We start from the raw sequence: 12,973 nt of genomic DNA on the forward strand, positions 1-12,973 counted from the left end.
GCGACTAAATGGAAGGAGAGAAGCGCCTACCGATTTTCAGTCGAAGTCAGCATTTCCCTTTCCAACGAGATGCGCGGCAGGGGCTTGGCCGCAAAACAGTATGAAGTGATCTTTTCCATGCTCAAAGAGGGCGGGATTCATAAGGTGATTGCCGGCATAACACTTCCCAACTCCGCCAATGTCGCACTGCATGAAAAAATGGGCATGAGTAATGTAGCCCATTTGGAATAGGAGGCTTCAAGTTCGATCAGTGGCATGACGTAGGCTACTGGCAGCTAAACTTGAATACCTGATCGTAACTCACGCCTGTCCATGGCGCTCTCAAACATCGGCTCTGAAAATTCCCCGCGTTCCCAGCCCGACGTGTGCGTAGGGGACGATGGTGAGAAAGCAGTTTTCTGGGCGACTAATTACTAATGACGGAAGTAAGCATAGTCTGGTAGCGTTGAGGCTAAGCGAATTTGGCCCATTACATGCTGATTGAATAAGACTAAACGCAGTGGATTACTGCTAAGGGACACTTTTCTTAGGAGTCCGCTTTCGACCCAAAGCGGACCGTCATGCAGGGTGCGGCATATGTCGGATCATCGACGTGGAGGGCGGATAGCTGCCGTTCGCTGCAGGTAAAAAGTCGCGACAGTCTGTGTGAAAATTACTTGCATCTTGTTGAGAGGCAGTAGTTTCCAACGACTGGTATGCGCGGTATGGTTGTGCAAAGAATGCATTGGTGAACGAGGCCGGCAGCGTGACAGAAAAAAGTGATTTAGCTCAGCTGATTATCGATGGCGATGCCGCCGGACGCCTTATCCCAACCATTCTCGACTTTGAATACAAAGACAGAAAACGGGAACTTGGCGGTTTCTTGGCTGATTTGAACAACTCGGGTGAGATCGCTCTGCTCTCGGACGCCAACCTTGTGGCCATACGTCAGCTTGAGCACAACGACTTTTGGATGGTGTTCGGCGCGTTGTCTGACGCAATTGAGCACTTGGTGGATGATTACCCTGCTGTACAGCAGTTTGCTGAGTGTCTGGTCGAGAGAGCAGGTAACGATGGGGCTTCTAACACTCCGTTTGTGTCATTCGTTCGTTGGTGCGAAAAACATCCCTCTCAAGCCAGAAAAATAATTACAGGCGCAAAAGACGGCCAAGAGGATTGCCAACGTTCCTGTGTGTTTGCCTTACAAGGTCTCAATGACTTTGGATACTTGGTAGATTTCTTAGAGGACAGTAGAGCGGAATTCCGATCTATAGGATTTCGCGCCCTAGTAAGGCTCAAGAACATGACATCACAGGACGACCAAACTGGTATAGATGCTTGCCTTTCGGAAATTCAAAGCCCGTCTTCTGATGATGCGCGAAATGCTGCTATTGAGGCCGTTTTTCGCATTTGGGACAATGATGCGACCAAGGAAAAATATCGGCAAGACGAAGCGATAAAGTCCCTGCTCGCCCAGCCGACAGATGACGACTTGGTGCGCCTGTGCGCGATGCTTTTCTATCACAAGAATGCATCCACAGCGCAAACTATCAGTGCAGTATTGAGTAGATCACAAAGCATATCCTCCAGCTTCGAGACAGCAAGCCACTGGATAGATAACGCACTAACCTGGAAAGATGAACGCTGGTCATTCAAGGAGGTGATCGCGTTCATAGAGGCCATGGTTCCGCACTTCGAGCAGCCAGCAAAGAGAAAGCAGTTTCATAGCTTTTGCGAATGGGTTTGGGAAGAACCTGCAAACACTTCATACCTTTTCGCGCGCTGGCTTAATTCTGGCGACTTCTCCTTGTGCAGCTTCTTGGCCGAAATGGTCAGCGGCGGAGATAAGGGAGCAGCGCTATCTCTCCTGCCGCAAGACTTACCTCCAGAAGCGGTAGATCAAGTCTTTCTAGCCCGAAAATGTATCGGCTTTCTTTGGCTGCATGAGATCACGGCAGCGTCAATTCTGCTTAGTCTAGTCGAACATGGGCATCCAGATGCTGTCCCTGAGATTGAAGATCTCCTTTGGGAACCGCTGCTCCTTAGCTACTCTAGTGAGCTTAGGCCGTATCTTGAGCAACAAGCGTCTAGTGCTTCCCCAAATGTGGCAAAGGCGGCTCAAGAGCTGATAGCGCACCACGCAGCATATATTGAGGGGCTGGAAAAGGCGCAGGACCTTAGCGAACTTGAACCCTCAAATGAAGCGAGACGAGCGGCGGCGATCAAAGATCACCAGAGGAACACGGATATTCAAAAGCAAGCGCGCAAAATGTCTATGTTTGGCGATTTGTTTCATACTGCGACGATGCTCTACGGTCGCAAGAGCTTCAGTATGATCACGGGTGCTGATGGCAAAAAGTTCCCAAGTATCACCCCCCTGAGCGAACACTCCTATAGCGTTGAATTTCCTCGTTTGTCCGTAGTTGACCCGGTTGGGTTTAATCGTTTGCTCTTGGTTTGCAGGGTCGAGCCGAGAAAAGAAAAATGAAACTGATACTCAAAGAATATCTGGCGTCCCTCAAGGAACGAGGTGACCTTGACAAAGCGTTGTTGCCCAACCTGCTTTCCGCGATGGGGTTGCAGGTTCTGAAAACCCCAATGATCGGAACCCGCCAAGATGGAGTTGATATATCCGCTGTCGGTCAGTTGCCAGACGATGAGCAGAAATACCTCTATTTGCTCTGTGTCAAGGCAGGAGATGTTGGGCGCAATGACTGGGATGCCGGGCCACAATCAGTAGGCCCTGAACTTCGAGAAATTCTACAGGTGTACATTCGCTCAAAGATTGCCAAAGAACATCAAGATTTGCCGATCAAAATTTGCCTGTGCATGGGGGGTGAATTAAAGGAAACGGTTGAAGGAAACTGGGCCGGCTTCACAGCGACTTATGCAAGCGAGAAAATTGGTTTTGAGTTGTGGAATGGAGACCGGTTAGCTGGATTTATGGAAAAATCTTTGTTGGCTCGGGAGTTGCTGGACGAAGCGGCGCGCAGGCATTTTCAGAAAGCCCTTGCAATGGTGAATGAGCCAGAGACCTGTTATGAATATACCAGAAGTTTTGTTGCCATCGTTCTCCCACAAGAGGACATGAAAGACAAAGAGCGCCTATTGAGGCTAAGACAGGCGTATATTTGCCTCCACGCCATTTGCGCCTGGGCGGTTGAAGCAAAGAGTCTCGATGTCGTTTATCGGATATCTGAATTGGGCTTGCTGTTCTGCTGGGATGCAATGCGCGAAGAACCCGTCAAGACGAAGCCTACCAAACATCAAGTCGCTCTGACGGAAATTTTGGACCAGTACGTCCGGCTCTATTTGATGATGTCCGAGGTTTATTTTGAGAAGGTTCTGTATCCTCATGCCGAGACGCTTCATGCGCTAACGGTTTCGGTGAAGTCGCGAGAAGCGGTCGATGCCAATCTTGCGATGTTCGACTTGCTTGGCCGTGCGGCCACCCGTGCAATCTGGACGTACTTGTTCGGGAAAGCTCTCTCGGAGGCGAACCCCGAGTTAGCTCACAGTCTGAACGAGCAGACAAAGAAGATGCTCGATTTGTTGGTGGCCCTGATCAACAACAACCCGACTTTGGGGTCTCCGTTCAAGGACGATCACATGATCGAGGCAGCCTTGGTCATGTATCTTGCTCAACAAACATCGTCAGGCAGGCGATTTATGCCATGGTTTCATGCCATGGCTGAGAACACATCGTTCGCGCTTCTAACCAATACCAGATACCCAACGTGTTTTCGCGACTACAACGATCTGCTTGCTCATCCTGCGAGTAATGAACAGGAGTACCGTGATGAGGCTTGTGTTGGCAGTGTCCTGTATCCCTACCTATTCACTTGGCTTCAGTATTGCGGCGAACAAGTTTTCATTGAAGAATTCTCCAGACGACTTTCCCAAAAAATACCCGACTGCACACATCAGGCGTGGTTCCCCGATGAGGAGACAGACCAAAAAATCTGGCGTGGGGATACCTACCATGGGATTTGCGTGACTGACCTGTCGCCAGCACGTGGAAATGCGGAGATAGCAGATTCCTTGAACCTAGCAATCAAGGAGTGTGGGGCAATTTTTGAAATGACATCGATGGAGCGAGGACTGGTTCCACTTTTCTTGACGGCCTGTAGGCACTACCGCTTGCCTATCCCGCCAACACTTTGGATGCCGCCGCAAAGCAATTCAGATGAGGCTCTGGTAGAGCCCCATTCATAGTTAGAGCAAGAAGCCTTTTTGCCCTTTGGCGAAAGCTGCGCTGCAGCACCGTCGGGGGCCGTCAATGTCCGCATTTGGCCGGGCAACGACGGCCCGAAATAGGCCGTCGTTTACCCTCATCAAACTTCTGTCTGTTCTGCCATTTCAAGCGTCATCTACCTCTATCCCTAGATACCTGACGGTGCTTTCAAGCTTCGTATGACCCAGGAGCAGTTGCACTGCCCTCAAGTTTTTCGTGCGACGGTATATCAGCGAAGCTTTCGTACGACGCATCGTGTGCGTGCCATAAATTGACGCACCTAGACCTATTTCGGTAACCCAAGCTTTGACAATACGGGCATATTGGCGCGTTGAGAGATGCTTTGCGCTATTGATTCGGCTGGGAAATAAGAAGTCTTCGTTTCGGAGCTGAGCCAGCTGTATCCAGTCAATAATAGCGATGCGCGTTTGCTCGGTTATTTCCAACTGAACAGGCCGATGCGTTTTTTGCTGCATCACAATCGCTCGTGGGGATATACACGCACCATGAGCTATATCCCGTACTCGTAAATTGACGAGGTCGCAGCCTCGTAATTTGCTATCGATGGCTAAATTGAAGAGGGCGAGGTCTCTCGTCTTTTTGGCAAGCTTTAGACGAACACGGATGGCCCAGATGTCTCGAAGGCGCAGAGGCGCCTTCTGTCCAACCAACTTGCCTTTATTCCAAGATGTAGGTGTACAGAAGATTTCAGTCGGAACGTTCATGGCATGATCCTCCATCAGGTGGAGGTCAAAGAATGGATCAATTCGTGCACATCATGTGCTAAGGTTAATTTAAAGTCGGGGCTCGACCCAAAGCGGCCCTCCCGGCGAAAGCGGCATGCTGGCTCAGCAGTGTTATGCAGTCGGCACGATAATCTATGTATGATGCCTGTTTATACTTAGTTTCTTTAGATTTCAATGGGATAGGTCGTGAATGAAAGGTGGTATAACCCGAATGAACGCGACGTCGGGTTAATTGAGGTTATGTAGAGAGGTGTATAATCACTGTTATGAGTAGTTATGGGTAAAAAGCTTCCACTGGATCAGCTAGAACTATACCTGTCTCTTGATGAGCTTTTGTTCTTCGAATGGGACCCAATCGGCATTTCATCCATGGAAGGAGGCCGAGACGAATACTACTCTTACCTATCTGTGGTTTTTTAGCTCTGCCTGGGTCAGAGTGAACCGGAGCCAATAGCTAATTACTTGTCGGAAGCGACTGAGCATATGGGTTTGGAGCCAGATGTTTCCAGAAATCTGAGCATCGCAAAACGGGCATTGGAACTCAAACGATCGTGTCTGAGCTGAACGTGGTAACTCATAACCAGGCCAGGCACGGCGACGCCTTTTTCGTTGCGGCTTCGCCTCCACTACAAAGACGCGCATGCTGGCAGCGTTACATCAGTGTTTACTAAAAGACCGCTTTTGGCCGAAATAGGAATGCTCGAGTATAGGTGCTATCGACCCAAAGCGGTCATTCTTGGAAATGCAGCAGGGTCGCGAATTTTGGCTATATAGCCTAATGGAAATTAACAGCCCAAAGGGTCATAGGCTTGGGAAAATCCGGCAGGCTGCATTTGCCAGAAACAAGTGCCAGCACATTCATTCAATCATAAAACGCGCCGCATAATACGCTGCTAGGTTCCTATGAGTAGTGAAATCCAGAAAAAAATCGATGAATTCGAAGAAAGACTTGGTTTGCCCCAAGGCTTTTATACTCAGCTACTTAATGAGGATGACTGGTCGTTTGTTATAAAAATAAGCGCATTAATTGAAGCGGCATGTACTCACATATTGAGTTACAAATTTAGGCACCCTGAGCTTGAGGATAACTTTAGCTACCTAGAGCAGGGCAATCGAAAAGTAGGGCGGGTGGCGCTACTGAAGAAAACGGATGCTCTGTACAAAGATCAAGCTAATGTATTGTACTCTCTCGCAGAGCTTAGAAATTTATTAGCCCATAACGTCAAAAATACCAGCTTCAATTTTGATGAATATGTAAACAAACTGGATAAAAACCAAAAGAATAAGTTTGTTAACGAATTTGGAAGTGGGGTCAAAGACGAAATAGTGATCGGAGATGTAGTGGTTCAAAGGACCACGTTCGTTCTAGAAAATCCGAAACTAGCTATTTGGCTCACTTGCCATGAAATTATCGCTTGCTTGTATATAGAAATAGAAAAAACAGATATAGCGACCAAGCTAGGCTCGTTCAGCGGGCTTGAGGAACTAACAAATCAAGCAAGTGGGACGCCGAAAAGCGGCGCCCCTTCTTGAGGCGTTAAAGCGCTATATCAATGGCTCCAAAAAGTCCGCTTTGGCCGAATGAGGAATGTTAGTCTATGCTGAAGAATAGCGTAAGACAGCTGACGACCCTCTCCTAACAGCCGTCGAGATGCTTGACTCCCTCGACGTCACCGTCACGATGGTCGGGAAACTGACCTTCGCTGCGTTCGCTCATAGGACAGTTTCTGACATTAAAAAAGCGGACACGGGAAGCCACTCATAGGCTTGGTTGGTTTGCGCGGTTACTCTACGGACATTCAGCTAAGCTCCGAACTCGGTGAGCATCCCTTGGAAGCAAAGAGTTGCCCGCAGAAAATTTTCTGGTTCGATTGTGGATGTTTAGGAACAATGGTTTCGAGATCAGTGTCTGCGTCTGAACGAGAGAAAGTTCGGGAACGAATAAACAGGGCAAACGTTCTGCTGTCTGGCGATAACCTTGCATCAGCCGAAGCTCTGCTTTCTGAAGCCATAGAGATTTCACAAAAACTCGCTTTCGAAGACGAGGAACTACAAGCTTCTATTTCTTTGAGCCACTGCCGCATAGTCGAAGAAAAAATGCCGGCGGCCAGGGAGCTACTCGAACGCTCAATTCAGCTAGCCGCCAACCTGAATGACAGCGAAGCCCTCGGAAAATCTTACCTCAACCTAGGTGGTCTGATTATCGAAGAAAGCCCGACTCGAGCGATTGAAGCTTTCGAGAAAGCGCTCGTGGCATTCGAAGCAGTCGGCAACAATCTAGGTATCGGCCAGACTTTGGACAACATAGGTATCGCGTACAGTGGTCTTGGAGCTAGACGTACCGCGATCAACTATGTGGATCGCGCTCTAAGTCATCTTCAAAAGGCCAATGAGCCTGTACATCTAGGATTGTGTTACTTGGCGAGCGCTAACCTTTTAACCGATGTGGCGAAAGAAGGGCTGGAAGACGCCGAGATCAGCCGATCGATGGCCGATAAATACTATCAATTGGCCTCGCGGCTTTTCCAAGAGCATAAAGCGTATGCTCAATACTTAAAGTGCCTCGATTGCCTGGCTTTGCTGCGCCGAGATGAAGAACGATATGATGAGGCGATCGCTCTTCATTGGGAAGCCATCTCCGGGTACTCTTGGCTTAAGCACGGTTCCGCGCTTTCCAGCGCACTTCTCAACCTTGGCACGTCTTGTGTCGAAGCCCACAAGCTCAACGATGCGAAAGGTGCGTTTAATACGGCTGGCCGCATCAAGCAGCAGATAAATGATCAAATAGGTTTGGCCAGGGTGAACCAAAACTTGGGCACAGTCTTGAACACCGAGGGTCGGCATGAAGAAGCTTTACCCTTGCTGGAGCATGCCGCTAACTTTTTCGATCGCGCCGCCGGTGCCCAGGCTCACGATGAGCTACAATCTAGTTTCGCCGATCTGTACTTCGGCTCTTGGTCCGAATATCTATTTGCACTGTCGCAAGCTACGTGCTCGAAATCTGATGAAGAACGCCGTAATTCCTTTCTTCTTCAGCTGGAGAGATCGAAAGCAAATCAAATAACTCGTCATCTTTCAAATATGAGACGGCGGCTTGATTTGAGCGATGAAAGCTGGTTGAAAGCCTTGCGCGAACGCATTGATCTTCGCTGGCAGACGAATTTCTCTACCGAAAAGCGAAGAAGTTTGAGAAGTCGGCTCAAGAACGGTTTCATAACGGGAGAGAAGTTCGACGATGAGATCAAGAATCTGACGGCGTCGCATCAGAATGCCGTCTTCAAATTGAGAACGATGCGCACCGAATATGAAATGGTAGAAACGGGTTCGATTGATGGAGCCGATCCAAGAAAAGTACTGATGGATTTGCAAAAAGCCTACTATCCCGAGGCCAAGGCGGGTTTCCTTTACATCGTGGAATTTCCACAAAGGGAGAATCTGCAGTTTCTTTATGTAACCAATGGGTCGATAGAACATCGTTCCACAGATTTCACGCGCGGTGAGCGCGAGCACATTTTCTCCCAATTGCATGATCTTCGAACGATTAAACCAACGGATGCCGGTGATGTACAAGCTATGGAAGCTATCCTTGGCAACCTTGCTCACGAGATCGGCGGTGCATTTCACAAGTCGGGATTAACCGAACTACTTTGTAAACACGATCCAGATACGGTTGTGTTGCTGCCCCAGGGCGCTTTGCATTACATGCCATGGGAAATCGCCGAGATGGATGGAACCAAATTTGGACTCCAGTGGGCTATCATCCGGAATTATAGCGCTTCATTGCTACAACTGATGGCTGACGAACTCGAAGGTAACACCCAGGTCGAGGGAACCACGAGCGCGCTCATCTATTGTCCCACACCTGCCGATCTGCCGGGAACGCCTCATGAAGTCGAAAGCATAGCTAAAACTCTCAGGTCCGAGGGTTCCGCCATAAAAGCTATTGTTGCCGATGATTTCAGTCGTGATGGTTTCATCGCCGATTGCCAACGGGCGAATCTCAAAATTCTTCACTTCGCGGGACATAGCCACTTCGCGGCATCCGACCCAATGATGTCCTCTCTGATACTTGGGGGGCGCGAGTTGCCCGACGATGAACGACACCTGACCGCACTCGAGATCGAGGCACGGATTCGCTTTCAAGCAGCGCCGCTTGTGTTCCTGAACTCTTGCCACTCCGGGGCGTCTAGCATTAGCAATGTTGACGATGCTTTCGGCCTGGTTCGTGCGTTTCTTCTAGCCGGCGTCAAATCAATCATTCACGCCAGCGATGCGGTTTTCGACGTAAGCGCTTCAGATTTCGCTGCTGAATTTTATGAGGAAGTTTTGAAAGGAGCGCGCGTCGAGGAGGCCCTTCGATTGGCACGAAAGACCATAGCGAAACGATCGTCGAACAATGCCTACCTCGATGGATGCAGCCTTGTTCATTGGGCACCATATTTGTTGTACGGTTTACCAGGTGCGCTAGCGTCGGGAGCGAGAGAAAATGGAACTGAGAATTGATGTCGACCCGGATATCCTGACGGTATCCGAACTAAAGGACTACCTTGAGGCCCAGACCAGTTTGGCCGAGGAGGGCGTTGATCTAGAGGTGCGAGACGCACAGATTAAGACGCGTGTACTCGACGCGGTCGTGCTCGTAGCTATCGTAGGTGCGGCTGGCACTGCTCTGACGGCACTCATCACTGGTCTGCTCAAAGTGGCACAGCAAAGCCAGAACCAGACGATAATAATCGTTGGGAAAAAGGGTCAGCGGCTGGAGTTCCCCGCGTACCTCGATGATCAAGAAGTGAAGAAGCTCATTGAGCAGGTCAAAGATCTGGACGCGGAACGTATTACTATTACCTGAGCGCGCGGGGCATATCGTTTATCCGTGGCGAGCTATATTCCGACGGGCCGACATCAGCCTTGGCTTCGAAAGCCAACGGGATTTTCAAGCCTAGAACTGAGTGTTTTCTGCCCGCATTGTAGAAACTCGGCCTGTTCCCGCCTGCAGAGAAATATCTGTATCCGCCTTGACCTCATTCCTCAGCCGAAAATATGCAGCGACAGCGAACCACAGCTTTGTCCCCAACTTACTCATCCGAATCCCCGAATTGCTGCGCTCGCCTGCCATGGTCCGGTATAACGGGCCGCGCCGCAGCATCTCCCTGCGCTGGCCAAGGTCCGCTCCTGGCCGATAACGACGGTTGATAAGTGGTAAAGGGTATTTTGTGCATTGACTCCACTGCAGCATGCGGAAGCTCAAGCCAGCTGCAACGGTTGAGGAGAATTGCCGGCCCTTGCGGGCCGGCTGTGTCGGGGAAGGTCCCTAAGATCAGCGAGCGATGCGGGTACTGGCATCGGTAAAGCCGATCAGTGAGATATCTACGTCCATGCGTTCACCGCGTGGACTAATCATGCTGAGCGTTGCGGTATTGCCACTACGGAGTTGCTGCAGCATCGCCGGTTCAATGGGAGCGTCAGCACGGCAGCCTTGTTCCTGGCATACCTGATAGGGGAACTGAATTGGTTCACCGTTATCCACGCCGAATTGCAAACCTGGAGCCAGACGTACCCCCAGCGGCACGAAGAAGCTCATTACCGGATCATCGATCTGAGGCGGATAGTCGAGAATGACCTGCATCAGTGGCTGGTCGCTGTCAGGTTGAGTAATCAATTGCGACATCGCACAAGGGGTCGGGCCCTCGGCATTACGCTGGCAACGGACTTCCCAATCCTGGAACGACTCGATGGAAACATCATTACCGGAAGCCGTCCCCGGTTGTTGGCTGAATGCGTTGGGAGACAACACCAAGAGCGATAATAGTCCCATCCTGCATAGGTTTTGATTAAGAGAGTTCGGCATTGGCATAACTTCCTGTTGGTTCGCTGATGGTGGATAATAATACTCACCATGCCTGCTTGTTCGCTTGAGGTCGAGCCCCCTGGGTTAAGAGAGCGTGGTTGGGTGGTTTACCTTTCCACCCAGTTTTCTCTTCTTAACCGGCTTCATGTCGAGTATAAATTTTTCCCACGCCACTGGAAAACACTCGCCCTGTTGCTCAGCTCTGCTTGAGCTAAGTTATTCGGTATCCGAACTTCTCTCTTCCGGCTCTACCTGCCCACGCTGCTGCAGCCAGTGCATCACGATCCAGCACAGCGCTGCCCAGCTTGCCCCGGCTGTCCAGCCCGCAAGTACATCTGTCGGCCAATGAACCCCAAGGTAAACGCGGCTGATGCCCACTAGTAGGGTCAACAATATCGCCAGTATTAAAAGGTAAGCCTTCAGTCTCAGCGCGGGCTGTACGCGGATGAGTAGCGCGGCCAGGGTGAGGTAGGTCACGGCAGACATCATTGAGTGGCCGCTGGGAAAGCTCGCGGTGTAGACCATGGCTTCATGAGGCACGAGATCTGGACGAGGGCGGTCAAAGCCCATCTTCATTACGCTGCTGAGTAGTATGCCACCGGGCACCGCGATGGAGGCAAAGAGAGCCGCGCGATAGTGTCTGGCGAGTAACAGGTAGCCCAGGGCGCCCAAGGTGATGATTACCAGCACGCCAACACCGCCTAGTGCGGTAAAGTCCCGGCCCATTTCCTCAACCCAGCCCGGCCCGATCGGGTCGCTAAGATCTGCGGGGTTGCGAAGGGCGAGCAGCAGGCTCTCATCGACGCTATGGGTGTCCCCTTCGATAACTTCTTCGGCCAGCGCGACGAACCCCCAAATCCCGCCGGAAAGTGCCGCAACGCATAGCAGCATGGCTAGTTCGTAGCGGCCGAGCCGAGCCAACAGGGAGAAGCTATAGCGTGCAGCTTGTCCGAGTTTTTCATGGTGCTGCATTTGCAACTCCTTTGCTTTTGATGAAGTGATGCGCAACGTCGATTTAGGCGTTCTTATTGTGCCAGGGTTATCAATCGCGCGGAAAAGCGCTTTATTCTAAGCCTATTGACGTTTTGGCAGAAGGAGTTTGGCAGTATGTCAGGTATTGTCGCCGACGGTCTTGCGCCAGTCGCAGGGGCTGATCTTATGGTGCTGCCGTTTCACCACCAGCTAATCCGCTTCCATCACTTCCTCGACCCATTCCACCCCCGTTTCGGTAAGGCGTTGACCAAGCCGCAATGTATGCCAGGGCGCCTGTCAAAGTCTCTTGGCTGCTAAACCGCTCACGTTCGATGGCAGCGTAGGTCGTTAGGCGTTCCTTGAGTTGCTTGCGGAAGGCGGCTAGCTCGTCGCGGGCGGCTGCCCAACATGGGCAAGGCCAAGTGAAGCAGCATCGCAGCTGGATGGCGGGTACCTATCAATTTAAGCCACTTAGTTGATAGCAGGGCACTCCAATCATTTTTTAGCTTATGCTAACGTAGCATTAACAATCTGTGAGGTAGCTTCCCATGTCGATTGAAATCTGGTTCGCCTTTGCCCTGGCGTCGGTGGCTTTGCTCGCCATTCCTGGGCCAACGATTTTGACCGTGGTCAGCTACTCTATCGCCCAAGGCAGGCGCGCTAATATTCCGCTTGTTGCTGCGGTGGCGTTGGGTGATTCAACCGCGCTGCTCTTTTCGCTGCTTGGCCTTGGGGCGGTGTTAGCCACCTCGGCCTTTTGGTTTACCGTGATCAAGTGGATCGGCGGTGTGTACCTGCTCTATATGGGCATCAAGCTGTTGCGTGCCGGTATATCGTCGGTGCAGCCGGTAACCCCGGCGGTATCAGGTTCGCGCTGGAAGCTCTTCACTAACACCTATCTCGTGACTGCGCTCAACCCGAAGGGCATTATCTTCTTCGTCGCGTTTTTGCCACAGTTCGTCAGCCCGAACGCTGATGCGGGGCAACAACTTTGGATACTTGCGATCACGTTTGTGGCGTTGGCAACGCTGAATGCCACTATCTACGCTGTATTCGCGTCATCAGTGCGCAAGGTGCTTGCATCGCGTCGTGCGCAGCGCCGTTTTAATGTAGTGGGTGGGGCGCTACTCTCTTCGGCGGGTATATGGGCGCTGCTTGCTAAGCGGCCCGCGTAGTAAGTGTTCGGTGAGATTA

Annotated in this window: 11 protein-coding genes; 8 read left to right on the plus strand and 3 right to left on the minus strand. The window is 51.0% G+C overall.

Features of this window, described 5'->3' with window-relative positions; translation table 11 throughout:
* The first annotated feature begins 69 nt into the window (after positions 1 to 69).
* The 3 genes from AC5TBW_RS07680 to AC5TBW_RS07690 all read left to right on the plus strand — a co-directional run bounded on the left by AC5TBW_RS07680 (position 70) and on the right by AC5TBW_RS07690 (position 4,194).
* The gene (locus AC5TBW_RS07680; RefSeq protein WP_495511486.1) at positions 70 to 231 is read left to right on the plus strand and encodes a GNAT family N-acetyltransferase; all 162 of its coding nucleotides are present in this window, start codon (positions 70 to 72) and stop codon (positions 229 to 231) included.
* 496 nt (positions 232 to 727) lie between these two features.
* Positions 728 to 2,467 carry a hypothetical protein gene (locus AC5TBW_RS07685; RefSeq protein ID WP_495511487.1) on the plus strand — a complete coding sequence of 580 codons (1,740 nt, stop codon included), beginning with the start codon at positions 728 to 730 and terminating at the stop codon, positions 2,465 to 2,467.
* Complete coding sequence (locus AC5TBW_RS07690; protein ID WP_495511488.1) at positions 2,464 to 4,194, plus strand: hypothetical protein; 1,731 nt, start codon at positions 2,464 to 2,466, stop codon at positions 4,192 to 4,194. The genes AC5TBW_RS07685 and AC5TBW_RS07690 overlap by 4 nt, the downstream gene beginning before the upstream one ends.
* Before the next feature lie 144 nt (positions 4,195 to 4,338).
* On the opposite strand, the gene AC5TBW_RS07695 is transcribed toward AC5TBW_RS07690, so the two are convergent.
* The gene (locus AC5TBW_RS07695; RefSeq protein ID WP_495511489.1) at positions 4,339 to 4,938 is read right to left on the minus strand and encodes a tyrosine-type recombinase/integrase; all 600 of its coding nucleotides are present in this window, start codon (positions 4,936 to 4,938) and stop codon (positions 4,339 to 4,341) included.
* A 924-nt stretch (positions 4,939 to 5,862) separates the two neighbouring features.
* Here AC5TBW_RS07695 and AC5TBW_RS07700 point away from each other — a divergent pair.
* The 3 genes from AC5TBW_RS07700 to AC5TBW_RS07710 all read left to right on the plus strand — a co-directional run bounded on the left by AC5TBW_RS07700 (position 5,863) and on the right by AC5TBW_RS07710 (position 9,808).
* Entirely contained in the window at positions 5,863 to 6,492 is a 630-nt protein-coding gene (locus AC5TBW_RS07700) for a hypothetical protein (protein WP_495511490.1), read from the plus strand.
* A 372-nt stretch (positions 6,493 to 6,864) separates the two neighbouring features.
* Positions 6,865 to 9,462: a CHAT domain-containing protein gene (locus tag AC5TBW_RS07705; protein WP_495511491.1), complete on the plus strand. Its 2,598-nt coding sequence runs from the start codon at positions 6,865 to 6,867 to the stop codon at positions 9,460 to 9,462.
* Positions 9,446 to 9,808 carry a hypothetical protein gene (locus tag AC5TBW_RS07710; protein ID WP_495511492.1) on the plus strand — a complete coding sequence of 121 codons (363 nt, stop codon included), beginning with the start codon at positions 9,446 to 9,448 and terminating at the stop codon, positions 9,806 to 9,808. The genes AC5TBW_RS07705 and AC5TBW_RS07710 overlap by 17 nt, the downstream gene beginning before the upstream one ends.
* Before the next feature lie 468 nt (positions 9,809 to 10,276).
* On the opposite strand, the gene AC5TBW_RS07715 is transcribed toward AC5TBW_RS07710, so the two are convergent.
* Together AC5TBW_RS07715 and AC5TBW_RS07720 are read right to left on the minus strand one after the other, a co-directional pair.
* Positions 10,277 to 10,807: an invasion associated locus B family protein gene (locus AC5TBW_RS07715; RefSeq protein WP_495511493.1), complete on the minus strand. Its 531-nt coding sequence runs from the start codon at positions 10,805 to 10,807 to the stop codon at positions 10,277 to 10,279.
* Positions 10,808 to 11,023: 216 nt separating this feature from the next.
* A complete protein-coding gene (locus AC5TBW_RS07720; protein WP_495511494.1) occupies positions 11,024 to 11,779 on the minus strand; it encodes a phosphatase PAP2 family protein in 756 nt (251 codons plus the stop codon).
* Positions 11,780 to 11,914: 135 nt separating this feature from the next.
* Here AC5TBW_RS07720 and AC5TBW_RS07725 point away from each other — a divergent pair, with 135 nt between their 5' ends.
* Complete coding sequence (locus AC5TBW_RS07725; RefSeq protein ID WP_495511495.1) at positions 11,915 to 12,097, plus strand: hypothetical protein; 183 nt, start codon at positions 11,915 to 11,917, stop codon at positions 12,095 to 12,097.
* A 230-nt stretch (positions 12,098 to 12,327) separates the two neighbouring features.
* Positions 12,328 to 12,954: a LysE family translocator gene (locus AC5TBW_RS07730; protein WP_495511496.1), complete on the plus strand. Its 627-nt coding sequence runs from the start codon at positions 12,328 to 12,330 to the stop codon at positions 12,952 to 12,954.
* Positions 12,955 to 12,973 lie beyond the last annotated feature (19 nt).

The organism is Vreelandella sp. ssv, from assembly GCF_059448525.1.